This window comes from Agromyces sp. NPDC057865, assembly GCF_042796995.1.
Lineage (GTDB): Bacteria > Actinomycetota > Actinomycetes > Actinomycetales > Microbacteriaceae > Agromyces.
Genome location: NZ_JBHVMJ010000001.1, coordinates 313,748 through 338,744 on the forward strand (window position 1 = coordinate 313,748; position 24,997 = coordinate 338,744).

Annotated in this window: 16 protein-coding genes; 10 read left to right on the forward strand and 6 right to left on the reverse strand. The window is 73.0% G+C overall.

The window, feature by feature from the left end:
* Positions 1 to 7: 7 nt before the first annotated feature.
* From ACFVN5_RS01385 to ACFVN5_RS01395, 3 genes are all read left to right on the forward strand, one after another.
* Complete coding sequence (locus tag ACFVN5_RS01385) at positions 8 to 2,623, forward strand: ATP-binding protein (RefSeq protein ID WP_376952843.1); 2,616 nt, start codon at positions 8 to 10, stop codon at positions 2,621 to 2,623.
* Positions 2,620 to 5,235 carry an ATP-binding protein gene (locus ACFVN5_RS01390; protein WP_376952844.1) on the forward strand — a complete coding sequence of 872 codons (2,616 nt, stop codon included), beginning with the start codon at positions 2,620 to 2,622 and terminating at the stop codon, positions 5,233 to 5,235. The genes ACFVN5_RS01385 and ACFVN5_RS01390 overlap by 4 nt, the downstream gene beginning before the upstream one ends.
* A gap of 81 nt (positions 5,236 to 5,316) precedes the next feature.
* Positions 5,317 to 7,974: an ATP-binding protein gene (locus ACFVN5_RS01395; protein ID WP_376952845.1), complete on the forward strand. Its 2,658-nt coding sequence runs from the start codon at positions 5,317 to 5,319 to the stop codon at positions 7,972 to 7,974.
* Between the two features lie 58 nt (positions 7,975 to 8,032).
* On the opposite strand, the gene ACFVN5_RS01400 is transcribed toward ACFVN5_RS01395, so the two are convergent.
* A complete protein-coding gene (locus tag ACFVN5_RS01400; protein ID WP_376952846.1) occupies positions 8,033 to 9,634 on the reverse strand; it encodes a glycoside hydrolase family 68 protein in 1,602 nt (533 codons plus the stop codon).
* Between the two features lie 766 nt (positions 9,635 to 10,400).
* Here ACFVN5_RS01400 and ACFVN5_RS01405 point away from each other — a divergent pair.
* Positions 10,401 to 12,029 (forward strand): glycoside hydrolase family 32 protein, encoded by a 1,629-nt coding sequence (locus ACFVN5_RS01405; RefSeq protein ID WP_376952847.1) that lies wholly within the window; start codon positions 10,401 to 10,403, stop codon positions 12,027 to 12,029.
* 81 nt (positions 12,030 to 12,110) lie between these two features.
* On the opposite strand, the gene ACFVN5_RS01410 is transcribed toward ACFVN5_RS01405, so the two are convergent.
* The gene (locus tag ACFVN5_RS01410) at positions 12,111 to 13,196 is read right to left on the reverse strand and encodes a LacI family DNA-binding transcriptional regulator (RefSeq protein WP_376952848.1); all 1,086 of its coding nucleotides are present in this window, start codon (positions 13,194 to 13,196) and stop codon (positions 12,111 to 12,113) included.
* Between the two features lie 101 nt (positions 13,197 to 13,297).
* On the opposite strand from ACFVN5_RS01410, the gene ACFVN5_RS01415 reads away from it, so the two are divergent.
* Positions 13,298 to 14,815 carry a leucyl aminopeptidase gene (locus tag ACFVN5_RS01415; protein WP_376952849.1) on the forward strand — a complete coding sequence of 506 codons (1,518 nt, stop codon included), beginning with the start codon at positions 13,298 to 13,300 and terminating at the stop codon, positions 14,813 to 14,815.
* A gap of 26 nt (positions 14,816 to 14,841) precedes the next feature.
* A complete protein-coding gene (locus ACFVN5_RS01420) occupies positions 14,842 to 15,246 on the forward strand; it encodes a hypothetical protein (RefSeq protein WP_376952850.1) in 405 nt (134 codons plus the stop codon).
* 191 nt (positions 15,247 to 15,437) lie between these two features.
* On the opposite strand, the gene ACFVN5_RS01425 is transcribed toward ACFVN5_RS01420, so the two are convergent.
* The 3 genes from ACFVN5_RS01425 to ACFVN5_RS01435 all read right to left on the reverse strand — a co-directional run bounded on the left by ACFVN5_RS01425 (position 15,438) and on the right by ACFVN5_RS01435 (position 19,775).
* Positions 15,438 to 18,452, reverse strand: a complete 3,015-nt coding sequence (locus ACFVN5_RS01425; protein WP_376952851.1) for an AAA family ATPase — start codon at positions 18,450 to 18,452, stop codon at positions 15,438 to 15,440.
* Between the two features lie 110 nt (positions 18,453 to 18,562).
* Positions 18,563 to 18,760 (reverse strand): hypothetical protein, encoded by a 198-nt coding sequence (locus tag ACFVN5_RS01430; RefSeq protein ID WP_376952852.1) that lies wholly within the window; start codon positions 18,758 to 18,760, stop codon positions 18,563 to 18,565.
* A 340-nt stretch (positions 18,761 to 19,100) separates the two neighbouring features.
* Positions 19,101 to 19,775: a pyridoxamine 5'-phosphate oxidase family protein gene (locus tag ACFVN5_RS01435; RefSeq protein WP_376952853.1), complete on the reverse strand. Its 675-nt coding sequence runs from the start codon at positions 19,773 to 19,775 to the stop codon at positions 19,101 to 19,103.
* A 93-nt stretch (positions 19,776 to 19,868) separates the two neighbouring features.
* On the opposite strand from ACFVN5_RS01435, the gene ACFVN5_RS01440 reads away from it, so the two are divergent.
* From ACFVN5_RS01440 to ACFVN5_RS01450, 3 genes are all read left to right on the forward strand, one after another.
* Entirely contained in the window at positions 19,869 to 21,365 is a 1,497-nt protein-coding gene (locus tag ACFVN5_RS01440) for a PLP-dependent aminotransferase family protein (RefSeq protein ID WP_376952854.1), read from the forward strand.
* Between the two features lie 123 nt (positions 21,366 to 21,488).
* Positions 21,489 to 21,965, forward strand: a complete 477-nt coding sequence (locus ACFVN5_RS01445; protein WP_376952855.1) for a LysM peptidoglycan-binding domain-containing protein — start codon at positions 21,489 to 21,491, stop codon at positions 21,963 to 21,965.
* A gap of 4 nt (positions 21,966 to 21,969) precedes the next feature.
* On the forward strand, positions 21,970 to 22,365 hold the full coding sequence (locus ACFVN5_RS01450; RefSeq protein WP_376952856.1) for a hypothetical protein: 396 nt from the start codon (positions 21,970 to 21,972) through the stop codon (positions 22,363 to 22,365).
* Positions 22,366 to 22,388: 23 nt separating this feature from the next.
* Here the strand turns inward: ACFVN5_RS01450 and ACFVN5_RS01455 are convergent, their stop codons facing one another.
* Positions 22,389 to 22,583 (reverse strand): hypothetical protein, encoded by a 195-nt coding sequence (locus ACFVN5_RS01455; protein WP_376952857.1) that lies wholly within the window; start codon positions 22,581 to 22,583, stop codon positions 22,389 to 22,391.
* Positions 22,584 to 22,784: 201 nt separating this feature from the next.
* On the opposite strand from ACFVN5_RS01455, the gene ACFVN5_RS01460 reads away from it, so the two are divergent.
* On the forward strand, positions 22,785 to 24,959 hold the full coding sequence (locus ACFVN5_RS01460) for a S9 family peptidase (protein ID WP_376952858.1): 2,175 nt from the start codon (positions 22,785 to 22,787) through the stop codon (positions 24,957 to 24,959).
* The last annotated feature ends 38 nt before the right edge of the window (positions 24,960 to 24,997 follow it).

Genomic DNA, 24,997 nt, shown 5'->3' on the forward strand with positions numbered 1-24,997 from the left:
TGCGGGTGTGAGCGGCCCCGCCGACGTGCCGATCCGCACACCCGACCAGCGGCTGCGGGTGTTCGTGAGCTCGACGCTGAAGGAGCTCGAGCCCGAGCGGCGGGCCGCGCGCGCCGCGATCGAGCGGCTGCGCCTCGCGCCCGTGATGTTCGAGCTCGGCGCGCGGCCGCACCCGCCGCGCGAGCTCTATCGCGCGTACCTGGAGCAGAGCGACGTCTTCGTCGGCCTCTACTGGCAGGAATACGGCTGGGTCGCGCCCGGCGAGGAGGTCTCCGGCCTCGAGGACGAGTGGCGGTTGGCGCCGCGCGACATGCCCCGGCTCGTCTACGTGAAGCAGCCGGCAGAGCGCGAGCCGCGACTGGCCGAGCTCATGACCCGCATCCGCGACGCCGGCTCGACCTCGTACACGCCCTTCACGGATGCCGCGGAGCTCACCGAGCTCATCGAGGCCGACCTCGCGACGCTGCTCGCCGAGCGCTTCGACGCGTCGCGGCATCCGTCATCGGGTCAGGATGCGACGGCACCGGCGACCGAGACCGCGGCGGAGCCCGCACCCACGACTCGCCTGCCCGCGCCCTACACCGAGGCGGTCGGTCGCGAACGCGAGGTCGCGACGCTGCTCGAATGGCTCGGCGACGACGCGCACCGCCTGGTGACCCTCGTCGGGCCCGGCGGCATCGGCAAGAGCCGGCTCGCGATCGAGGTTGCGCGCAGCGTCGGCGCCCCCTTCGACCGGGTCACGTTCGTGCCGCTCGCCCAGGTGCGCGACCCCGCCGACGTGCTGCCGACCGTCGCCCGGGCACTCGGGCTGCGCGACACCGACGAGCGGCCGCTGAGCGAGCAGCTCGGCGTCGCGCGTGCGGGCCGGCACGACCTCGTCGTGCTCGACAACTTCGAGCAGGTGCTCGACGCCGCCCCCGACGTCGCCGCCCTCCTCACCGACCTGCCCGACGCGTTGTTCCTCGTGACGAGCCGCGCCCGCCTTCGCATCCGCGGCGAGCAGGTGTTCGACGTCGACCCGCTCGGGCTTCCGCCCGACCCGGTGCTCGACGACGTGGACGCGATCCTCGAGGCGCCCGCCGTGCAGCTCTTCCTCGACCGCGCGCAGGCCGCCGACGCGCGATTCGAGGTCACCGCCGAGAACGCCGGCGACGTCGCGCGGATCTGCCGCGCGCTCGAGGGCGTGCCGCTCGCGATCGAGCTCGCGTCCGCCCGCATCCGGGCCCTCACGCCGGCCGCGATGCTCGCGCGACTCGACCGGATGCTGCCGCTGCTCGTCACCTCGGCACGCGACGTGCCCGAGCGCCAGCGCACGATCCGCGCCACGGTCGAGTGGAGCGTCGACCTGCTCGGCCCCGAGGCGGAGACGCTGTTCGCGCGCCTCGGCGTGTTCGCCGGCGACTTCAGCCTCGACGCCGTCGAGTCGGTCACCGAGGGCGAGCCGTGGGCGACCGACCTGCTGGGCACGCTGCTCGAGCTCGTCGACGGGAGCCTGCTCCGCCAGCACGACGACGCGGGCACCTCGCTCTTCACGATGCTCGTGCCCGTGCGAGAGGTCGCCGCGGCCCGCTTCGAGCTCGACCCGGATGCCGCGGCGGTGCGCCGCGCGCACGCCGACCACTACGTCCGGCTCGCCGCCGCCATCGAGCCGCGACTGCGCGGCGCGACGCAGGCCGCGGCCCTCGAGCGCCTGGAGGCCGAGCAGGACGACGTGCGCGCGGGGTACCGGCATCTCATCGCGATCGGCGACGTCGAGCCGGTCGCCGACGCGGTCTGGCGGCTCCTGTTCTACTGGTGGATCCGCAACATGCTCCCCGAGGCGAAGGCGTGGATGACGGCGATCCTCGAGTCCGACGTGCCCCTCTCGGGACGCACGCGTGCGATCGCGATGACCTTCTCCTCGTGGGTGTCGCTGTGGCAGGCCGACGGCGAGCTGCGCGCCGAGCCGATGGAGGAGAGCGTCGCCCTGTTCCGGGAGGACGGCGACGAGCTCAGCGAGGGGCTCTCCCTCGCCATCCTCTCGCTCGTGTACCTGTCCGTCCTGCCGCCCGACCTCGAACGCGCGGAGGCGCGGGTGCGTTCGGCCCTCGAGCTCGAGGCGATCCGCCGCGACGGGCCGTACGACGCACTCTTCCGGGCCTCGCTCGGGCGCATCCGGCTCATGCGCGGCGATGCCGCGGACGCCGCGCGGATCCTCGAGGCGGCGTGGGACGACGCGGCACGCATCGGCGATCCGTTCATCGAGAGCATCGCGGTGAACCAGTTCGGCTGGGCGCATCTCGTGCTCGGGGATCCGAGGCCCGACGCGTTCGCGCGCAGCCTCGAGCTCGCGTACGGGCTCAACAGCGAGGACGGCGGCGCGTACGGCCTCGAGGGGCTCGCTGCGGCATCCGCGGCCCTCGGCGACTTCGAGCGCGCGGGCGTCATGCTCGGCATCGCCGACGCCATGCGCGCACGCACGGGCCTCAGCGACCAGCGCTCGATCGTGACCTACCAGCAGATCATCGCCCAGGTGCTCGAGGGTGACCACTCCGACGCCTTCGAGACGGGCCGAGCACGGGGCCGTCGGATGCCGCGGCGGGCCGCCGTCGCGCTCGCGCTCGGCCAGGAGCCGCCGGCATGAGCCCGCCCTCGGACGCCCCGATCCGCACGCCCGACCAGCGCCTGCGGGTGTTCGTCAGCTCCACGCTGAAGGAGCTGGAGCCCGAGCGCCGGGCAGCGCGCGCCGCGATCGAGCGGCTCCGGCTCGCGCCGGTCATGTTCGAGCTCGGCGCACGGCCGCACCCGCCGCGCGAGCTCTACCGCGCCTACCTCGACCAGAGCGACGTCTTCGTCGGCGTGTACTGGCGCGAGTACGGATGGGTCGCCCCCGGCGAGGAGATCTCGGGCCTCGAGGACGAGTGGCGCCTCGCGCCGCGCGACATGCCCCGGCTCATCTACGTGAAGCAGGCGCCCAAGCGCGAGGCGCGCTTGAACGGCCTCCTCGCGCGCATCCGGGACGACGACCGCGCGTCCTACAAGCCCTTCGCGGATGCCGCCGAGCTCGCCGAGCTCGTCGAGGCCGACCTCGCGACCCTCCTCGCCGAGCGCTTCGACGCCTCGCGCGCTCCCGCGACCGCGGCGCCTGCCTCCGCCCAGGCGCCGGCCCAGGAGACGCCGAGCCGCCTACCCGCGCCGTTCACCGACGCGGTCGGCCGCGATCGGGAGCTCGCGACGCTGCTCGACTGGGTGGGCGATGACGCCACGCGGCTCGTGACCCTCGCCGGCCCGGGCGGCATCGGCAAGAGCCGCCTCGCGATCGAGATCGCGCACGGCGTCGGCGCCGGCTTCGACCGGGTGACGTTCGTGACGCTCGAGCACCTCCGCGACGCCGGGGAGGTGCTGCCGGCCATCGCTCGCGCCCTCGGCGTGCGCGACACGGGCGACCGTCCGCTCTCGGAGCAGCTCGGCGTCGCGCGGGCGGGGAGGCGCGACCTCATCGTGCTCGACAACTTCGAGCAGGTGCTCGACGCCGCGACCGACGTCGTGTCGCTGCTCAACGACGTGCCCGGCGCGACCTTGCTCGTGACGAGCCGCTCGCGGCTGCGCGTCCGCGGCGAGCGCGTGTTCGACGTCGAGCCGCTCGCGCTGCCCGACGAGTACGCCCAGGCGACCGTGGAGGACGTGCTCGCGTCGCCGGCCGTGCAGCTGTTCCGCGATCGGGCGCAGTCAGCCGATCCGCGCTTCGAGGTCACGCCGGCGAACGCGGCCGACGTCGCGCGCATCTGCCGCGCGCTCGAGGGCGTGCCGCTCGCGATCGAGCTCGCGGCCGCGTGCATCCGGGCGCTCACCCCGGCGGCCATGCTCGCGAAGCTCGACCAGATGCTGCCGCTGCTCGTGAACGCGGCGCGCGACGTGCCCGAGCGGCAGCGCACCATCCAGGCCACGGTCGAGTGGAGCATCGACCTGCTCGAGCCCGAACCCCGCGAGCTCTTCGCCCGGCTCGGGGTGTTCGCCGGCGACTTCGGCCTCGACGCGGTGGAGGCGGTCACGGTCGGCGCGCCCTTCGCGACCGACCTGCTCGGCACGCTGCTCACGCTCGTCGACAGCAGCCTCCTGCGCCAGCACGCCGACGCGGGCATGCCGCTCTTCTCGATGCTCGCCCCGGTGCGCGAGATCGCGACGGCGCGATTCGCGAACGAGCCGGATGCCGCGGCGGTCCGCCGGGCGCACGCCGACCACTACGTGCGGCTCGCCGCCGAGACCGAGCCCCTGCTGCGCGGCCGCACCCAGATCGATGCCCTCGGACGGCTGGAGGCCGAACGCGACAACCTGCGCGCGGCCTACCGCCACCTCATCGCGATCGGCGAGGTGGATCCCGTCGCCGACGCGGTCTGGCGCCTCCTCCTCTACTGGTGGATCCGCGGGTTCCTGCCCGAGGCCAAGGCGTGGATGGACCTCATGCTCGATTCCGGGCAGCCGCTCTCCCCGCGCACGCGCGCGATCGCCCTCGCCTTCACGGCGTGGGTGCCGCTCTGGCAGACCGACGGCGAGGTGCGGGCCGAGCCGCTCGAGGAGAGCGCGGCGATCTTCCGCGGCCTCGGGGACGAGTTCAGCGAGGGTCTCGCGCTCACGGTGCTCGCGCTGGCCTACATGTCCGCGGAGCCGCCCGACCTCGCGCTCGCCGAGGAACGGCAGCGCACTGCGCTCGAGCTCGACGGCGTCCGCGGGGAGCCCTCCTTCGACGCGCTCTTCCGCGGCGCGCTCGGCCGGATCTACCTCGCCCGAGGCCGATTCGCCGAGTCCCTGCCGTTCTTCGAGGAGGCGAGGGACGACGCGGCGCGCATCGGCGACCTCTTCGTCGAGAGCATCGCGCTGACGCAGATCGGGTACGCGCATCTCGCCCTCGGCGAGCCCGATCGCGCCTCCTTCCTGCGGAACCTCGACCTCGCGGCGCGGCTCCGCAACGACGACGGCATGGCGTACGCCCTCGAGGGCCTCGCGGCGACCGACGGCGCGACCGGCGACCTCGCCCGCGCCGGCCTCTTCCTCGGCGCGTCCGAGGCGCTCCGCGCACGCACCGGCCTCAGCGAGCAGCGCTCTTACATCACCTACCAGCCGTTCGTCGATGCGGTGCTGGCGTCCGATCGGGCGGCCGAGTTCGAGGCGGCGCGAACGAGCGGTCGACGGATGCCGCGCCGCGCCGTGCTCGATCTCGCGCTCGGCCCCGAGCTCGCCGCCGAGGCCTGGGCGTAGCGCGCCACCCGTCCGGGTGCTGGACGGCGGCCACCGGCGCGCGGACAATGGCAGCATGGGGCGTCGCTGCGGATGCACCCAGTGGTCGAGGGAGCCGTCATGGTGAGCGGTGCTGCGGACGTGCGCGGCATCCGCACGCCCGACCAGCGCCTGCGGGTCTTCGTGAGCTCGACGCTGAAGGAGCTGCACCCCGAACGCCGGGCCGCTCGCACGGCGATCGAGCGGCTGCACCTCGCCCCGGTGATGTTCGAGCTGGGGGCGCGGCCGCATCCGCCGCGCGAGCTCTACCGCGCCTACCTCGACCAGAGCGATGTCTTCGTCGGCCTCTACTGGCAGGAGTACGGCTGGATCGCACCCGACGAGGAGTTCTCGGGCCTCGAGGACGAGTACCGCCTGGCGCCCCGCGACATGCCGAAGCTCATCTACCTGAAGCAGCCGGCCGAGCGCGAGGAACGGCTCGCGAAGCTCGTCGAGGAGATCCGTGGCGACGACTCGACCTCGTACAAGACCTTCGAGACGGCCGAGGAGCTCACCGAGCTCATCGAGGGCGACCTCGCGACGCTGCTCGCCGAGCGATTCGACGCATCGCGGGCGCCGGCGACGGACGACGCCGTGGACCCGACGGCGGTCGACTCGGGCACATCAGACGACGCCGCCGATCACCTGCCCGTCTCGCCCGACGAGGTGCTCGGCCGCGAGACGGACCTCATGACGCTGCACGAGTGGCTCGGCGGCGACGAGCCCCGCCGGCTCGTCACCCTCGTCGGCCCGGGCGGCATCGGCAAGACGCGGCTCGCCATCGAGGCCGGACGGCAGGCCCGCGAGCGGTTCGACCGGGTCACGTTCGTTCCGCTCGCGAACGTTCGCGACGGCGCGGGCGTGCTGCCCGCCGTCGCCCGTGAGCTCGGGGTGCGCGACGACGGCACGGCGCCCACGATCGAGCGGCTGGCCGTCGCACGGCGCGGTCGGCGCGACCTCATCGTGCTCGACAACTTCGAGCAGGTCGTCGCCGCGGCACCCGAGGTCACTGCGCTGCTCACCGAACTGCAGGGCGCCACCGTGCTCGTCACCAGCCGGACTCGGCTGCGCGTCCACGGGGAGCAGGTGTTCGACGTCGAGCCCCTCGGGCTGCCCGACGACCCCGAGGGCGGGACGCTCGGCGAGATCGGCGACGCGCCGGCGGTGCGCCTGTTCGTCGATCGCGCGCACGCCGCCGACTCGAGGTTCGACCTCACCGACGAGAACGCGCAGGACATCGCGCGCATCTGCGACGCGCTCGACGGCGTGCCGCTCGCGATCGAGCTCGCGGCGGCGTGCATCCGCGTGCTCACGCCCACGGCGATGCTGGAGAAGCTCCACAACGTCCTCCCCATCCTGACCACGTCCGACCGGGACATGCCCGAGCGCCAGCGCACGATCCGGGCGACCGTGGAGTGGAGCATCGACCTGCTCGGGCCGTTCGCGCGCGCCCTGTTCGTGCGGCTCGGCGTGTTCGCCGGCGACTTCAGCCTCGAGGCCGTCGAGGCCGTCGCAGGCGAGGAGCCGTGGGCGGTCGACCTGCCGGGAACGCTGCTCGAGCTCGTCGACGGCAGCCTGCTGCGGCAGCACGATGTCGCCGGCGTCTCGTTCTTCTCGATGCTCGTGCCGGTGCGCGAGCTCGCTGCCCTGCGCTTCGGGCGCGAGCCCGATGCCGACGCGGTCCGCATGGCCCATGCGACGTACTACGTCCGCCTCGCCGCCGAGGCCGAGCCGCTCCTGCGCGGCTTCACCCAGCAGGCCACGGTCGAGCGGCTGCAGGCCGAGCGCGACAACGTGCGCGCGGGCTACAAGCACCTCATCGCCGTCGGCGAGGTCGACATCGTCGCCGACGCGATCTGGCGCGTGCTCCTCTACTGGTGGATCCGCAACCAGCTGCCGGTCGCGAAGACCTGGATGGACCGGCTGCTCGACACGGGCGTGCCGCTGACCGACCGCAGCCGTGCGATCGCGATCACCTTCTCGTCGTGGGTCGCGCTGTCGCATCGCGGCACCGAGGTGGACCGCCGGCCACTGCAGGAGGCGGCCGAGCTGTTCCGCGCGGCGGGCGACCGGTTCGGCGAGGGCGCTGCGCTGACGGTGCAGGGCATCGCGTGCGCCACGGCCTCGAGTCCCGACCTCGAAGGCGCGGAGGAGCTCCAGCGCAAGGCCCTCGATCTCGTCGGTCCCGACGACGACTCGACGTTCAACGCCCTGTTCCGCGGTCAGCTCGGCAGCATCGAGCTCATGCGAGGCCGCCCGGTCGAGGCGCTCGAGATCTTCCACCAGGTCATCACCATCGCGGAACGCATCGGCGACCGCTTCGTCGAGATGATCGAGTACACGAATGCCGGGTGGGCCAAGCTCGCGATGGGCGAGGTCCGCCCCGAGCTCTTCGCCCGTCACCTCGAACTGACCCTCGAGCTCGGCAACGAGGAGGGCGTCGGCCACGCCGTCGAGGGGCTCGCCGCCTGCGCCGTGGTGCTCGGCGATCTCGAACGCGCGGGGATGCTCCTCGGCGCCGTCGACACGATGCGCACCCGCACGGGCAGCGTCGACCAGCGCACCTACGCCACGTCGGGCCCCATCGTCGAACGCGTACTCGCCTCCGAGTACGCGGGCGTGTTCGAGGCCGCGCGCGAGCGCGGACGCGGGATGTCGCGACGGGAAGCGCTGCGCTACGCGTTCGGGTCGGTCGAGGCCGAGACGACCGTGAGCGCCTGAGGGCGGGCGAGCGGATGCCCCGGGGAGCGGTACCCCGGGGCATCCGTCGTTCGATCGCCTACTTCAGCTTGCCGCCGTTGTTGACGTTCAGGTTCGCCGGGATGTCGGCCCAGCCGCCGAGCCCGCCGTTGCCGTAGGAGTAGTCCACGGCCGTGCTCGTCGGGTCGCCGCCCACGCCGATGTCCATCTTCACGGTCGGCGCGAGCGTGCCGCCACGCACGAAGTCGTCGTGCGTGCCGATGGTGTCGATGAAGGACTGCACCAGGCCGCCGGGCATCACGTAGTGGGAGTAGGCCTGGAAGTGGCCAGGGTGCTGGTTGTAGTCCGGCGCGAACGGCTGGCCGCCGAGGAAGTTGAGGTTCGTCGGGTTGCCGAGCGCGAGGCCCGAGCCGCCGTTCAGCGGCTGGAAGTCGCTGCGGATGCCGTCGCCGACGAAGCCGTACACGCCCTCGGGACCGTCGAGGCCGTTCGCGAACGTGCCGCGGTGGCTGATGGTGAAGAGGTACGACTTGCCGTCCTTGAAGATGAACTGCGGACGCTCGGTCTGGTCGGTCACGCAGTTGGCCGAGAGGATCGGCGGGAGGAACTCCCACTCGGTCAGCTCGTCGTTCTTCGCCTTCGCGAGGCCGATGTTGCCGATCTGGTAGGTCGCGCCCGAGGCGTTGACCTGCTCGACGGTCTCGGCGTGCGGGTCGCCCTCGCGGTAGCCGAGGTCGTCGGCCGTGCACTGCGCCGACTCGCGGGGCATGCCCGAGTTGCCCTCGAAGACCATGTAGGTCTCACCCGGGTGCGCCGGGTCCTCGAAGGTGAACGGGTCGCGGAAGTTGAAGAACTCGTTCTGCTCGCCGTTCTGGTAGTACGTGCCGTCGGCCTGCAGCAGGTCGGTGACGGTGTCGAAGCCCGTGAGCTTCACGCCCTGCTTGTTGGCGTGCACCTTGCCGACCGAGAGCGCGATGCGCGGGTCGTACGGCTTGATGTTGTTGCCGGCCGCGTCACGGTAGAACGCGACATCCGTGAAGAACAGCTTGATCTCGCCGCCCTTGAAGATGCGCGCAGAGCCCGACCACTGGGTCTGGTGGCTGTACGACTGGTCGTCGAAGATCTTGCCGGTCACGCCCTCCTTGAAGACGAGTCCACCGTAGGTCCAGCCGCCGTTCTCAGGGCGCTCGTCGGCCGGGATTCCGGCGGGCCGGAAGAAGTAGCCGATCTTCGCGAAGACGTGCCGGTCGTCGAAGCCGAGGCTGCGGTCGGCCACGAGCGAGAAGATGATCTCCTGGCCGTTCACGCTGTACTGGTTGCCGTCCTCGTCGGTCAGGGGCCAGGTGTCCCAGACCCAGACCTGCCCGTTCGACATGTCGGGGAAGTCCTGCGGGACCTCCGGCATGGTGAGCGCGGCGGGCATGGAGTTCTCCCGCGACGGGGCGTCGGGGTCGCTCAGCCGCTGCAGCTGGCGGGCGTCCGCTCGCGTCCACTTCGCCGTGAAATCGGCATCGGGCGCGTACGCCTCCTGCGTGTGCACGGTCGGCTCGGGGCCGGGCTGCAGCTCGTCGGGCGCGGCCTGCGCGGCCGCCGTGCCGGTGAAGAGGGTCGCGACCACGGCGCCGGCCGTGACGATCCCTCCGATGATCGGGCAATTCGTGCGCCGGGTCGTTGTCGACATGTTCGTCGCCTTTCGATGGTAGTTGGACGCCGCCGTGCGGCGGGTCCGTTCCGGTGGGTGCTGCCGCGCCGCCGATGCGGCGGCGAGGTCGGCACGGATGCCGCGGTGCGGCGTGCGCGGTCGCGGATCCGCGGTCGCGGATCTGCGGTCGCTCACGTGCGGTCGCGCCATCCGTGCCGGGCCCGAGCCGTCGGCATCAGCCGAGCGGTCGGGAGTCCTGGCGCGGTGCGGCGGCCCGGAACCTTCGGGCGCCTCCGCGGATGGCGTGACCGCGTGCTCGAAGCATGCGCGGTGCACGGTCTGATGGATTCACGTTCTTCGCTTTCGTCGGAACCGGTGGCCTCTGGCCCGGTCGGTCCTCGAGAACGTGGCGTTGCACTTCCCCCGGCACAGGAACCTATGCGCAGACTGACAACGATGTCAAGGCGGACTTCCGCCGCGATTCCCTGATGTATTCGCATCGAAATCTCTGGATCGGCGGCCCGTCGCGGATGGTCGCGCTTCCACGGATCGGAACACGAAGCGGGAGTTTGCAAATCGATTTGTGTCTCGCTAGCGTGGCCAGCGATTCCTCGAGTGGCGCTTGCGCTCCTCCCAGAACAGAACCGCTGCGAAGGCGCGCCGCCCGTTCCTCGGACCGCCCTCCGGCGAAGCCCTGGTCGATGCGGTGCGCGAACCACGACGGAGGATCATGAACCGAACACACCGACCCGGCCCCCGGCCGGATACGGGCACATCCGCGCCGACGCCCGGGTGGCGGCGGCCCATGATGTGGGCAATCGCGGCCGGAGCGGCCGTCGTCGCGACCGTCGCCGTGCTGATGGTCGTCGCGTTGGCGCCGCCGGCCGGCCGCGCGCCCGACGCGCGCCCCGGGGCATCCGGCAGCCCCGACGCCGGCCGCTTCGATCGACCGGCCGACTGGTCGACCTACCGGCCCGCCGTGCACCTCACGCCGGCCGATCGGTGGATGAACGACCCGCAACGGCCGTTCTGGCTCGACGGTCAATGGCACTACTACTACCTGTACAACGCCGACTTCCCCGACGGGAACGGCACAGAGTGGTACCACGCGACCTCGACCGACCTCGTGCACTGGCGCGAGGAGGGCGTCGCGATCGAGAAGTACGCGAACGGCCTGGGCGACATCGAGACGGGCAGCGCCGTCGTCGACACCGCGAACTCCGCGGGCTTCGGAGCCGGTGCCGTGATCGCGATCATGACCCAGCAGCACGAGGGCGTGCAGCGGCAGTCGCTGTTCGTCTCGACCGACGGGGGCTTCCGCTTCGAGCCGTACGACGGGAACCCCGTCATGGACAACCCCGGCGCGCCGCACTGGCGCGACCCGAAGATCGTCTGGGACGAGGCCCGCAGCGAATGGCTCATGGTGCTCGCCGAAGGCCACAAGCTCGGCTTCTACACGTCGCCCGACCTGAAGCACTGGACCTTCCGGTCCGGCTTCGAGCGCGACGACCTCGGGGTGCTCGAATGCCCCGACCTGTTCCGGATGTCGCTCGACGGCGACCCGTCGAAGACCACGTGGGTGCTCGTGGCCGGCGTCAACGGCGCCGAGCACGGCATGACCACGGGAACGGCGTACTGGACCGGCGAGTGGGACGGCGAGCGGTTCACGGCGGCATCCGCCGACCCGTCGTGGCTCGACCGTGGCGCGGACTTCTACGCAGCGGTCACCTGGGACGACCCGCGCCTGCCGGAGCCCGAGCGGCTCGCCTCCCGGTATGCGATCGGCTGGCTCAACAACTGGGCCTATGCCGGCGACCTGCCGACCGACGACTGGCACGGCGGCAGCGACTCGGTCGTGCGCGAGCTCGCGCTGCGCACGGTCGACGGGCGACCGACGCTCGTCTCCGCACCCGTCGCGAGACTGTCCGACCTCGAGGGGGGCGCACGCACCGTCGACGACGAGCGGGTGACGGATGACGCAGGCACCTCGCTGCCGCAGCCGTCGTCCGATGCCTACCGGCTCCGCGTCGACGTCGCGCCCGACCCGGCCGACCCGGCGTCGGAGGTGCGGTTCCGCGTGAAGGACGGATCCGGCGCATTCGCCACGGTGGGAGTCGACTTCGCGTCGGGCGTCGCGTTCGTCGCGCGCGACGCGGATGCCGCGGCGGCAACCATGCCCGAGGCGTACCGCGCCGTGCGCACCGCCTCCGCACCCCTGCGAGACGGGGTCGTGACCCTCGACGTCATCGTGGACGCGTCGTCGGTGGAGGTGTTCGTGAACGGAGGCGAGCAGGTGCTCTCGAGCCTCGTGTTCGGGGCGCCGGGCGCGAACGGCCTCGCGGTGGAGTCGGTGGGCGGCGCCACCGAGCTGCGCTCGCTCCGGCTCGCCCCGTTCGCCGTCGCGCCGGTGGAACGGCTCGGCTCCGCGGGTTGAGGAGCCCGCGCAGCGGGCGTCTCGAAACCCGATTGCCCGAACATCGGGTGTCGAGACGCGTCCGGCTCCGCCGGGCGCTCCTCAACCAGCGAAGGGCGGCGGGGCGACCGAACCGCGCTCGACGAGGGGGCACGCGAGCAGGACCGGCTCCGGCTCATCCGTCGTCGAGCCGTCGATGCGATCGAGCAGCGTCGCCATGCCCCAGCGACCCATCTCACGGTGCGGCAGCGCGATCGTCGTGAGCCCGGGCTCGAGCGCCGCGGCCACGATCTCGAGGTCGTCGACGCCGACCACCGAGCAGTCTCGCGGCACGTCGAGGCCGAGGTCGGATGCCGCCTGGAACACCCCCATCGCCATCTGGTCGTTGAAGCAGAACACCGCGGTCGGCCGCTCCTCGGGCGTGCGGTCGAGCAGCCGGCGTCCGGCGGCACGTCCCCCCGACGCATCGGAGCCGCCCCGCTCGATCGGTGCACGCGACGACTCGAGCCCGGCGGCTTGGAGCGCGGCCTGGAAGCCGGCCTCCCGGCCGCGGCTCGCCGGTCCGGCGTCCATCGTCGTGACCATGGCGATGCGGCGGTGGCCCGCGGCGACGAGGCGGGCGACGGCGGTCGCGGCGATCCCCGACTCGTCGGGCGCGACGGCGGGCACCCGCCAGCCGCCCGCCGGAACCCCGTCGACGAGCGCCGCGGGCGTGTCGCCGAGTGCCGCCGGTCGTTCGACCTCCTGGTGCGACATCCGGGCGAACAGGATGCCGTCGACGCGGTGGTCGAGCAGGGTGCGCAACTGCACGTCCTCGAGTCCGGCGTCCCCCTCGGAGTCGACGACCATGAGCACCATGTCCCGCTCGCGGGCGACCTCCTGCGCGCCCTGCACGATGCGGCCGGCGAAGGGCGTCGTGGCGATGCGATCGCTGGCGAGGCCGATCACGCCGGTGCGCCGGCGCCGCAGCCCGCTCGCGACGCGATCCGGCGTGTAGCCGAGCATCGCCGCGGCACGGACGACGCGCTCCCGCGTCTCGGCCCGCACCGGCCGGGTGCCGCTGAGCGCGTGCGAGACCGTCGTCGGCGAGACGCCGGCGACTGCAGCGACAGCGCGGATGCTCGGCCGACGTCGCGCCGGTTGCTCCTCACGCCGCTCCCCTGCGTGCTCCGAGTTCGTTCCGGCCATCTCCTCATGATGTCGGATGACCCGCCGGCCCGTTCCCCGCCGGACCCATGCGCAATACAGTGAGACCCGTCTGCACCGTCGCATCCACGTAGGAGGCGCTCATGACGCGCAACCCCGCCAAGCTCATCCCCGACGATTACACGGCGGTCCCCTCGCTCGACGCCGTCCCGGCGGTCGCGGTGGTCGACGAACTCGACGAGCAGCAGCTCGACGCGATCGGCGTCCTGGTGTCGAGCGACGGCGACCTGCCCGCCGGCGTGCCGATCGACCGGGAGGCGCAGGCGCGCGCCGGGTTCGAGGCCAAGCCCGGCACGGTGCTGGCGCTCCCCGGTCCGGGCACGCCGCTCATCGTCCTCGTGGGCGCCGGCGCGTCGGCCGAGCTCGGCGCGGCGGCGCTCCGCGACGCGGCGGCCGCCTTCACGCGCGCCACCTCGCGGTACGCACGAATCGGGCTCCGGGTGCCGACCATCGGGTCGACGGATGCCGCGGCCGCCGCCCAGGCGCTGGCCGAGGGCGCGATCCTCGCCCGGTACCGGTACTCCGCGCTGCAGCGGAAGCCGAAGGACACGCCGCTCGAGCGCGTGGAGCTGCTGCTCGACGGCGTCGACCGCACCGCGGCATCCGCCGGGGTGACGACCGGGGTCGTGACCGCGCGTGCCGCCGCCATCGCACGCGACCTCGCGAACACGCCGCCCGGGCACCTGACGGCGACCGACCTCGGCGATGTGGCCGTCGAGCTCGGCCGCCGGTTCGGGTTCGACGTCGAGGTGTTCGACCGGCAGCAGCTCATCGACCTCGGCTGCGGCGGGCTGCTCGGCGTCAACGCGGGCAGCGCGGAGGAGCCGCGCATGATCAAGCTCCGCTACACCCCGCCCGGCGCGTCCTCGGGTCACCTCGGGCTCGTCGGCAAGGGCATCATGTACGACTCCGGCGGCATCAGCCTCAAGCCGTCGGATCCCATGCACCTGCTCATGAAGATGGACATGGGCGGCGCGGCATCCGTGCTCGCGGTGTTCACGGCGCTGCGCGCGTTGCGGGCGACCGCGACCGTGACCGGCTGGCTCATGTGCACCGACAACATGCCGTCGGGGTCGGCCTACAAGCTCGGCGACGTGCTCACCGCCCACGGCGGCACGACCGTCGAGGTGAAGAACACCGACGCCGAGGGCCGCCTCGTGATGATGGACGCGCTCGTGCTCGCGAACGAGGAAGGGGTCGACGCCATCGTCGACATCGCCACGCTCACCGGCACGTCGCTGATGGCGCTCGGCCCGGCGCTCGCGGCCGTGATCGGCAACGACGCGACGATGATCCGGCTCGTGAAGGATGCCGCGACGACCACCGACGAACGCGTCTGGGAGCTGCCCCTCGAGCAGAAGTACCGCAAGCAGCTCGACTCGGATGTCGCGGACCTCGCGAACATCGGCGGTCCGTACGCCGGGGCGACCACGGCGGCGCTCTTCCTCGCGGAGTTCGTCGGCGAGACGCCGTGGGCGCACCTCGACATCGCGAGCACGATGCAGTCCGAGGCCGACGACTCCTGGCGGTCGAAGGGCGCGACGGGATTCGGCGCGCGCCTGCTCATCGAGGTGGCGCGCGGCTTCCAGCCGGCGAAGTAGCGGGGACGAACGAGAAGGGGGACATCATGCTCGGTGACCGGTTGGGCGAGATCACGGGGAGCGTCACGTACCAGCGCGTGCTCCGCGACGACGACGGACATATGAAGCTGGAGACGTCGTTCCAGGCGACCGGGACGTTCCTCGGGGTGAGCGTCCGAGACGTCGGGACCTACCTGACGGTCGTCCGTCCCGACGGGACCCAGTACAGCGAGGGCCGCGGCATCATGACGACCGAGGACGGGCGGACCGCGACGTGGACCGGCCACGGCCTCGGCCGGTCGGACCAGGGCGGCGCCGCCAGTCACCGCGGGTCGCTGTGCTACCAGACGGTGCCCGACGAATGGGCCCGGCTGGCCGACGTGCTGGTGCTGTTCGAGTACGGCGTCGGCGCCGACGGCACGACCACGTCGGAGTACTGGGAGTGGAAGTAGCGGCCGCCTGATCGCTGCGCACGGGCGCGACGCGCTCGGCTCTGGTCTGATGTGCGCAATTCAGGTGTCCCATCGGCGTGTCGTGGCGACACGCCGATGATCCGGGCGACGACACACCTCCGAACCTGAATTGCGTACGAGGCGAGGTGCGCACGGATGCCGCGGGGCTCGCCCTGCGGGCGAGCGGCGCCTCAGCGCAGGGCGCCCGCGCGGTAGGCGGCCTCGGTGCGCGTGGCGGCGCCGAGCTTGCGCAGGATCGCGGAGACGTGCACGCTCGCGGTCTTGCCGCTGATGAAGAGCCGCTCGCCGATCTGGCGATTGCTGAGGCCTTCGGCGATGAGCTCGAGCACCTGCCGCTCGCGAGCGGTGAGCTCCGCCGCGGCGAGCACGTCGGCGTCGGACGGCGTTCCGGCGACCCCGGTCTCGGGCGCGACCAGCCCCGCGCCGCCGCCCACGCCGTCGAGCGCGATACCGGCCGCCGCGGCGACCCGCACGACCCGATCGTGCACGGCGATGACCCCACCGGATTCGGCGACGTCGAGCGCCGCCTGCAGGGAGGTGCGCGCGGCCGCGCGGTCGGCGCCCGCCAGCTCGGCCTCGCCCTGGCGCAGCAGCGCGTAGGCGATGAGGAATCCGGGCGCCTCGGGAGCGGCCGCTGCTTCGACGGCGGCACGCCAGGCCGCGACGTCGGTGCCCGCGTCACCCGCTCCGGCACCCTCGGATGCCTCGGCGAGCTCGGCGTCGAACACGGCGGCCCACACCGGCTGCGTCGGCCAGTACGAGAGCTGCTCGAGCAGCGCGCGGAACTCGGGCACGGCGTCGGCGACCTCGGCGGCGACGGCCTCGCTCACGGCGTGGGGCCGCGCGCGGACCGCGGCGACCACGCGTGCGGCGACCCAGAGGAACGGCAGCGCGTAGCCCGCCAGTGGCGCGTGCCGCTCGTGGAGCAGCGGGCGCACCTCGCGCCACGCGGCCGGAAGGTCGTCGTTGGCGAGGGCGATCTCGGCGGCGACTCGACCGACGCCGAGGCGCGTCTGCATCTCGACCTCCATGACGGCCGCCATCGACGGGCGAGAGCTGTGCCAGAGCCGAGTGGCGCGCTCGGTCTCGCCGCGCCAGAGCAGGGCCCAGATGCGGGCGCGCAGCAGGTACACCGTGAACGGCGTCGGCGGGTCGAGCGCGAGGGCACGGTCGATGAGCTCCTCGGCGCGCTCCCACTCCCCGAGCGCGAACAGCGGGTCGACGGCGTTCGACGCGAGGATGACGCCCGAGCTGCGCTCGACGCCCTGCGCGCGCGCCTGCGCGAGCCCCTCTTCGGCCAGCCGCACGGCCTCGTGGTAGTGCCCGACGAGGTAGTGCTGGTCGGACGCGTTCACCCAGTAGCGGAGCAGGGCTGCGCCGTCGCCGTCGGCGAGCTCGCGGGCGCGCTCGAGGAGCGCGAGCCCCTCGTCGACGTCGCCCCGGTCGGCGCGGCTGATGCCGGCGATGTTCGTGGCGATGGAGGCGTAGCGCGCCGAGCCGATCTCGGTCGCGACGGCCAGGGCGCGATCGGCGGTCTCGACGGCGTCGTCGAGTCGCCCGTCGATCATCAGCCGGCCGGCGAGCGCGGTGAGGGTGGTCGCGCGGAGCTCGGTGGGCCCGGTGTCGCCGCGGGCGTCGAGGGCGGCCAGCGCCTCCTCGAGCACGGCGACCGAGCCGGGCTTGCCGACGTTGGCGAGGTAGAGCCCCTTGTCGCGCAGCAGCCGCGGGTAGTTGGGATCGTCGCGTGGGCACTCGGCGAGCGCCGCCTTCACGAGCGCGAGGCTGCGGTCGCCCTCGCCCGCATTGCGCAGGTGCGAGGCCGTGCGGCCCATGAGCTCGAGCTTGCTCATTCCCGCGAGCGCGGCCGCGTCGGGCACGACATCCCACAGCCCGAGCGCCCGCTCGCCGAGCTGGGCGGCGGTGCCGTAGGCGGCGGCGGCGCGCGCCTCGCGCATGGCCTGCATCGTGGCCGGGAACGCCTTCGCGGCGTCGTGGGCGCCGAGCCAGTGGTACGAGATCTCGGCGGCGAGCCGGCGAGCGCCGGCCGCAGCGGCAGCTTCGTAGGCCTCGGCGTACCGCGCGTGGAACCGCGCACGCTCGCCGGGCAGCAGGTCGGAGAGGATGGCCTCCCGCACGAGCGCGTGCCGGAACGCGTAGTCGTCGCCCTCGATGGTGAGCACGCCGAAGAGCACGCACTGGCGGGCGGCGGCGTCGAGCTCGTCGGCCGTGCCCGTGTAGACCGCCTCGAGCATCGTGTGCGAGATGCGCACGCCGCCCGTGGAGATGAGTCGCAGCAGCCCCTGCGCCGGCTCGGGCAGTCGCTCGTAGCGGGCGAGCAGCAGCTCGCGCAGCGTGTCGGGAACGAGGCCCTCCTCGCGGCATCCGTCGATGCCCACCAGCTCTTCGACGAAGAACGGCACGCCGTCGCTGCGGCGGAACACGGTGTCGAGCACGAGTTCGCTCGGCACCTCGTCGACGATGAGCGACCGCGTGAGCTTCTTGACCTGCGCCTTGGTGAGCCGGCCGAGCTCGCGGCGCTCGACCCAGCGGTCGCGCTCGGCCTCGGAGAGGAAGTCGCGCACCGGATGCCCCCGCGTCACGTCTTCGGTGCGGTAGCTCAGCACCGTGAGCACGCGGCTGGAACCGAGGGCGCGCATGAGGAAGCGGAGCAGCGCCAGGCTGGCCGCGTCGATCCAGTGGAGGTCTTCGATGACGAAGACGATGGGGTGGTCGCGCGAGAACGTCTCGAGCAGCACCGCGATGGCCTCGTGCAGCTGGCCCGTGGCGGAGCCGGCGGCGACCGGCGAGACGGGCGGCACGATGGTGGCGACCGATGCCGCGTCGGACACGAGCTCGGGCAGCAGCGCGATGAGCGCCGCACGGCCGGGGCCGACGGCGTCGAGCATGCGCTGGGCCCCCACCTCGGCGAGGAGCGTGCGCAGTGCGGTCTTGACCGGCGCATAGGGCGCCGCGACGCTGCCGAGGTCGACGGACTGGCCCGCGAGGAGGCGGACGTCGTCGGGGAGGCCGGCCTCGAACTCGCGGATCAGCCGTGTCTTGCCGATGCCCGCCTCGCCGCCGATGATCACGGTGAAGGGCGCGCCCGCGCGCACCTCGGCGAGGCGTTCGTTCAGGATCGCGAGGTCGGCATCGCGGCCGATCATGGCCGGCGCTGACGTGGTCACCCTCTCATGGTGCCACTCACCGCCGACACCGCGCGCGGCGCCGTCGGGACCGGGAACGGATCCGACGGCGCCGCGAAGGACGTCATCGCCGCGCATGGCGGCTGCGAGGCTCACAGGAGGGCGAGCTGCGGCGCACGGCGGTGCGCGCGACGGCGGCGGTGGACGCGGTGGGCGACCGGCGCGGGCGACGCCCCCGCGTCATCCGAGCCGCGCTCGTCGGCGGCCATGCGGCGGCTGATCTCGCGCTCGGCCGCGAGCACGTCGGCGCGGTGCGAGCCGATGACGACGAAGTCTGCCGAGAACTGCATGATTCCTCCTGAGTCGGTCCGATGCTTCCGATCGGATGCCTTCAGCGTGCGCGCTAAGGCACCCGGGGCCCATCGGGCGATCGCCCTATTTCCGGGCAGCGTGGGACGCAGGGCACCTGAGGTGCCTGCGGCGCCCGGGCGGCAGGGGGCCCGGGCGTGCCGGTCGACGGGGTCGATCGGCGAGGCGCGGTCGTTCGTCGGGTCGTGTCGGCTCAGTGCAGCAGCGTCGGCGTACGGTGGTAGCCGTCACGCCGGAACTGCACGAGCGAGGTCGTGATCGCCGCAGCGGCGAGCAGGCCCAGCACGAGCAAGGTCGCGAACATCGCGCACCTCCTTTCCATCAGAGCAGTCTGTCGACCCGTCCCCGCCCGGTCGTCAGGGCGAGCACGGAATCCGGGATCGGGGTCCCCTCTGGCGTGAGCGGGGACGGCTCGGGCGCACCCCAAGCGCGTCCGAGGGGCACGACGCCGGCCCAGACCGCGTGGTCCTCGCCGTCGTCGGGGTCCTCGGATGCCCCGGCCGCGCGCCGCTTCATGACGACGTCGTCCAGGGCGAGCCGCAGCACGCGCGTGGCCGCCGTCTCCTTGCGCGTCATCGCGCGCACCTCGGCGGACCGGCCGGGCATGAGCCGCTCGGAGAGCGCGAGGAGCGCGGCATCCGCCTGCTCGTCGTCGACCGGCTCGAGCACGCCGTAGACCACGGCGCTGCGGTAGTTCATGGAGCTGTCGAACAGCGACCGCGCGAACACGAGCCCGTCGAGGGCGGTCACCGAGAAGGCGACCGTCGAGCGCTCGGCCGCCGCGCGGAGCGCGAAGCCGCCGCCCGTCGAGCCGTGCACGTAGACGTGCTCCCCCACCCGTGCGAAGCCCATCGGCACGACGATCGGCGTGCCGTCGGCCACGGCCACGAGGTGCCCGACCAGCTCGGTGTCGAGCAGCTCGAAGAGCTCGTCGCGATCGGTGGTCTGGCGCTCGGCCAGGCGGCGGATGCGGCGGGGGGCGGTGGTGTTCGTCATGGTCACGCTGCTAGTCTCGCGACCATACTGGTTCGCCGTGCAGACCAGTTCTCGCAGCATCCGGCAGTCCAGTCGAGCGGATCGGAGGGCGCCGTGGACGGACCCATCCTCGTGATCGATCGCGGCGGCGGCCTGCCGATCGGCGTGCAGCTCGTCGACGGGCTGCGCCGCGGCATCCTCGGCGGCGCACTCCGGGCGGGCGACCAGATGCCCTCCACGCGTGGGCTCGCGTCGGAGCTCGGTGTCTCGCGCAGCGCCGTCGTGGGCGCCTACGAGCAGCTCGCGGGCGAGGGCTACCTCGAGATGCGGCAGGGCGCGCCCACGCGCGTGGCCGATCTCGCGCCGCACGACGCCGCCGCATCCGTCGCCACTGCGGCCGTCGGCACGGCGGTCACGCCGGGCGTCCGGCCGCAGGAGGGTCGGCCTGATGTCCGACGCGTGTCGCGCGTGACGGAGCGCCTCGCGCGGCCCGTGGGCGAGCGGGTCGCACCCCGCATCGACCTGCTGCCGGGCCGGCCCTCGACGTCCCGCATCGACACCCGCGCCTGGCGTTCGGCGTGGCGCGAGGCGGCCGCCCGCGACATCCCGTCGGAGTCGCCGCGGCCCTTCGGCATGCCACGCCTGCGCGAGGAGATCGCCGACCACCTGCGCATGGCGCGCGGCGTCGCGTGCGAGGCCGACGACATCGTCGTCACCGCCGGCACGAGCGAGGCGCTCTCGCTCAGCGCGTCCGCCCTGGCCGTCGCACTCGGTCGCCCGCCGGTCATCGCGGTCGAGCACCCCGGCTACCCGTCGGCGCGGCGCACGCTCGAGCTGCACGGCGCGAGCACGGTGCCCGTTCCGGTCGACGGCGACGGCGTCGTCGTCGAGGCGCTGCGACGGATGCCCCGCCCGCCCGACGCGGTCATGGTCACGCCGAGCCACCAGTACCCGCTCGGCGGGCGACTGCCGGTCGCGGCCCGCCTCGAGCTGCTCGAATGGGCCCGCGAGACCGGTGCCATCGTGCTCGAGGACGACTACGACAGCGAGTACCGGCACCTCGGCCCGCCGCTGCCCGCGCTGGCGTCGCTCGACGAGGCGGGCCGCGCGGTGCTCGTGGGGAGCTTCTCGAAGGTGCTCACGCCGTGGCTCCGCCTCGGCTACCTCGTGCTGCCCGACAACGCCGAGCTGCGCGACGCGTACGCGACCATGCGCGCCGACGACCGGTGCCCGGTGCCCGGCGTCGAGCAGGACGCCATGGCCGCCATGCTCGCGAGCGGCTCGGTGCGCCGGCACATCGCGGGCACCCGGCGCGACTACGCCCACCGGCGCAAGCTCGTGCTCGACGCCCTCGACGGGCTGCCCGGCGCACCGCTGAGCGGGCTCGACGGCGGGCTGCACGCCGTGGTGCGACTGCCCGACCACGCGGCATCCGCTGCCGTGCTCGCGCGGCTCGAGGCCGAGGGGGTCGCCGTCGCGCCGCTCGCCGACTACTCGGCGGTGCCGGGCCAGGAGGAGCCGGGCATCGTGATCGGCTACGCGGGCGTCTCCGATACGCAGCTGGTCGAGGGGCTGCAGCGCATCCGCGCGGCGGTCCTCGCCGCGGGCTGAACGGCTCCCGGCGCGGGCGGATCCGTCGCCCCAGGGATTGCGCTTCCCGGGACGGTCGATAGGCTGGCGCGAGCGGCGCGCCCGATGCTGACGCGCCGTTCGGCACGTCGATGGGGAGGCTCGGTGGGGAGAGGACTCGGCAGGTCGGCGCTGGTCGGTGGCGGCGTGATCGGCGCGATCGCCGTGATCGTCGGACTGAGCGGCTGCGTCGCGCAGCCCGCCGCGACCCCGCCCCCGGTCACCGTCTTCGCGACCGTCACGGCCACCCCTACGCCGCCGCCGGCCACGACGGCCCCGCCCGCGGCCGAGCCCGAGCCCGTCGCTCCCGAGCCCGTGCCCAATGCGCCCGCGCCGGTCGTCGAGTGGGGTCCGGCGTACGACACCGGTCCCCGACCCGGTGCCACCGCCACTCCCGTGCTCGACGGGAACGGCGTCCCCTTCAGCTACACCGTCGTCGAGGGCGACAGCTTCTTCGACATCGCGCAGCGCTTCGAACTGCCGCAGCAGCAGCTGCTCCGCATGAACCCGCAGATCCACGACTACGGCGACACGGTCTACATCGGCGATCTCATCAACCTCGACTGGACGAAGACGGGGTGACGCCGTGGTCCTGAGCGAGGTCGTGACCATCACGCCGTGGAATCCGTGGCCCCTGGTGTTCCCGGGCATCGCGCTCGTCGTGGCCATCATGGCGTCAGCGGTCGGCGGCCACTACCGCTCGAAGACCATGCGCGAGTCGGGCTACGCGCTGTTCGTGATCGGCGGACTCGCGGCCGCGTGGATGACCTGGTCGATGTCCGGCCTCTGGGACGCGAGCGCCCGCGAGGAGGCGCTCGTCGGCGCCGGGTACGAGTCGCCGACCTTCTCGGGCACCACCGACGTGGTCGGCGGCGAGCTGCCGCCGATCGGGTGGCAGGCGATCCGCGACGGCGAGCGTGTGCGCGGCGTGCTGGAACCCGTCGACGGCGACCGGTGGGAGATCCGCGAGCTGCCCGACTGAGGCCGGGCGGGCTCCGGTCTCCGTCATCGCAGCGCCAGCCGCGCGGTGCGGCGAGCGCGGCGGTGGTGCGAAAGGGGCGCGGCCGGCGCCTCGGGAGCGGACTGCGCCTCGAGCGCTCGGCGCTCCTCGGCGATGCGGCGGAATTCGAGCTCCCGCTCGCCGCGCGCGGCGTCGGCGCGGTGGCCGTGGAGCGACGTGAAGTCGGCCGAGAGCTGCATGGGATTCTCCTGTGGTGGCTGGTGACCCCAGCGTGCGCGCTGAGGCATCCGTCACCCATCGGACGATCGCCCTATTTCGCCCGCTCCACCGCGGACCGGATCGCCTGGGGCCGCCTGAGGTGCCTCAGATGCTTCAGGCCGCACCCGCAGCATCCGCCCACGCCCTCGAACCGGGTCGGCGCATGGGCGTAGCGTGGACTCGTGCTCACTCCTCCGAAGACCGAGAAGCGACCGATCGAACGAGAGCACCACGGCGACGTGGTGGTCGACGAGTACGAGTGGCTGCGCGCCAAGGACGATCCGGCCGTGCTCGCCCACCTGCACGAGGAGAACGCCTACACGAAGGCCCGCACCGAGCACCTCTCGCTGCTGCAGGAGCAGCTCTTCGAGGAGATCCGGGCGCGCACCAAGGAGACCGACCTGAGCGTTCCGACACGCGAGGGCGACTGGTGGTACTTCACGCGCACGGTCGAGGGTGCGCAGTACGGCATCCACTGCCGCGTGCCGGCGACGGGCGATGACTGGGAGCCGCCCGTGCTTCCTGAGACCACGGGCGACGAGCTGGTGGATGCCTCGTTCGAGCGCCTCCCCGGCGAGCAGGTGCTCCTCGACGACAACGTCGAGGCCGAGGGCCACGAGTACTACGCGCTCGGGAGCTTCGACGTGACCGGCGACGGGTCGACGCTGCTCTACGGCATCGACGTCGAGGGCGACGAGCGGTACACGATCCGCCTGCGCTCGCTCGACGGCTCCGGCCGCGAGTTCGACGACGTCATCGAGGGCACGGCCGCGGGCGCGGTGTTCGACCCGAGCGGGCGCTACCTCTTCTACGCGACGGTCGACGAGTCGTGGCGCCCCGACACGATCTGGCGGCACGAGGTCGGCACCGCGGCATCCGACGACGTCTCGGTCTTCACCGAGCCCGACGAGCGGTTCTGGCTCGGGGTGGGCGTCACGCGCAGCCGGAAGTTCCTCATGATCGAGGCCGGCTCGAACGTCACGAGCGAGACCTGGCTGCTCGACGCCGACGAGCCGGCGGGCGAGTTCCGCGTGGTCTGGCCGCGCAAGGACGGCGTGGAGTACGACGTCGAGCACGTCGTCGCGGGCGGCAAGGACCGCCTGCTCGTCGTGCACAACGACGGCGCGGTGAACTTCGAGCTCGTGAGCGTCGCGGCATCCGACCCGCAGGGCCCGCGACGGATGCTGCTGCCGCACAACCCCGCCGTGCGCCTCGAGGGCGTCGACGCGTTCCGCGACTTCGTGGCCGTCGAGTACCGGCGCGAGGGGCTCCCCCGGGTCGCGGTGGCGAAGGTCCCGGCGGCCGGGCTGCCGGCGGATGCCACGCCCGACGACACCCTGCACGAGCTGTCGTTCGACGAGGAGCTGTTCTCGGTCGGCATCGGGAGCAACGCCGACTGGGTGCAGCCGAGCCTGCGGATCGGGTTCTCGAGCTTCGTGACGCCGACCACGGTGTACGACGTCGTGATCGCGACCGGCGAGCGACGCCTGCGCAAGCAGCAGCCCGTGCTCGGCGGCTACGATCCCACGCGGTACTCGCAGCGCCGCGAGTGGGCGGTGGCCGACGACGGCACGCGGATCCCGATCTCGCTCGTGTACCGCGACGACCTCGTCGACCTCGGCGTGCCCGCGCCGACGCTGCTCTACGGCTACGGCTCCTACGAGCACTCGATCGACCCGGCGTTCGGCATCCCGCGCCTGTCGCTGCTCGACCGCGGCATGATCTTCGCGGTGGCGCACGTGCGCGGCGGCGGCGAGATGGGCCGGCTCTGGTACGAGCACGGCAAGAAGTTCGACAAGCGCAACACCTTCACCGACTTCGTCGCGGTGGCCAGGCACCTCATCGATGAGGACGTCACCGCGCCCGACCGCCTCGTGGCCCAGGGCGGCAGCGCGGGCGGCCTCCTCATGGGCGCGGTCGCGAACATGGGACCGCGATTCTTCTCCGGCATCCTCGCCGAGGTGCCGTTCGTCGACCCGCTGACGTCGATCCTCGACCCGTCGCTGCCGCTCACCGTGATCGAGTGGGACGAGTGGGGCAACCCGCTCGACGACGCCGAGGTCTACGCGTACATGAAGTCGTACTCGCCGTACGAGAACGTGCACGGCAACACCAATGGGGGTGGGCACTACCCGCCGATCCTCGCGGTCACCTCGCTCAACGACACCCGCGTGCTCTACGTCGAGCCCGCCAAGTGGGTCGCGCGACTCCGCGACGCGGGCGCCGACCCGCTGCTGAAGACCGAGATGGCGGCCGGGCACGGCGGCGTGTCGGGGCGGTACTCGGCGTGGCGCGAGCGCGCGTTCGCGTACGCGTGGGTCATCGACCGGGCGAAGGCCCACCCGACGGGCGAGTAGGGGCGGCCTGCGGCGCGGTGCGCGGCGGTGCCCGGCGG